Origin of the sequence: Parasphingorhabdus sp. (genome assembly GCF_036963705.1) — a bacterium.
GTDB lineage: Bacteria > Pseudomonadota > Alphaproteobacteria > Sphingomonadales > Sphingomonadaceae > Parasphingorhabdus.
Window position 1 is genome coordinate 1 of sequence record NZ_JBALUT010000161.1, and the last position, 782, is coordinate 782.

A 782-nucleotide genomic window follows, 5' to 3' on the forward strand; every position below is an offset into this window, starting at 1 on the left:
GGTTGACATAGATCAGACCCATTTGTACAGCGCCCAATGGATTCGCAAGCTCACGGTCACCAGTATAGCGTTCGTCTCCAAGCCATGTTGTTTCGGGGCCCCAATAAATGTCTTCTTCCGGTTCCCAGATATCGACGCGGCCACCACCAAATCCAAAGGTCTTGAGACCCATCGAATCCAGCGCACAGGTGCCAGCAAAGATCATCAGATCGGCCCATGAAATCTTTTGGCCATATTTTTGCTTGATCGGCCACAACAACGCGCGAGCCTTGTCGAGGTTGCCGTTATCGGGCCAGCTGTTGAGAGGTGCGAAGCGTTGCGAGCCAGTGCCAGCGCCGCCGCGACCATCAGCAGTCCGATAAGTTCCGGCGCTATGCCAAGCCATGCGGATGAAAAACGGTCCGTAGTGGCCGTAGTCGGCAGGCCACCAGTCCTGCGATGTTGTCATCAAGGCTTCGACGTCTTGCTTCAAAGCCGCAAGGTCGATGGTCTTGAATTCCGTGGCATAGTCGAAATCATCGCGAAGTGGATTGGTCGCCCTTGTGTTCTGATGGAGAAGCTTGAGATTGAGCTGGTTCGGCCACCAATGCTGGTTGGCAAAGCTTCCTGTCGCCTTATAGCCGTTCCCACCGTGCATGACGGGGCATCTGTCAATTGCGGGGACAGTGACCTGTGGCTCTGCGGCATTTGCCGGAGCCAAAGGTATGGTAGGCGCGGTCTCGGCATTTGCCGCCGAACCCGATAAGGCGGCACCTCCAGCTGCAACGGCAGCACCACTTACT

1 protein-coding gene is annotated in these 782 nt (G+C 56.1%); it reads right to left on the reverse strand.

What is annotated here, in order from left to right; translation table 11 throughout:
• A partial coding sequence (locus V7680_RS15675) for a peroxidase family protein (RefSeq protein WP_335654181.1) occupies nt 1-637 on the reverse strand: 637 nt, incomplete at its 3' end.
• Nucleotides 638-782 lie beyond the last annotated feature (145 nt).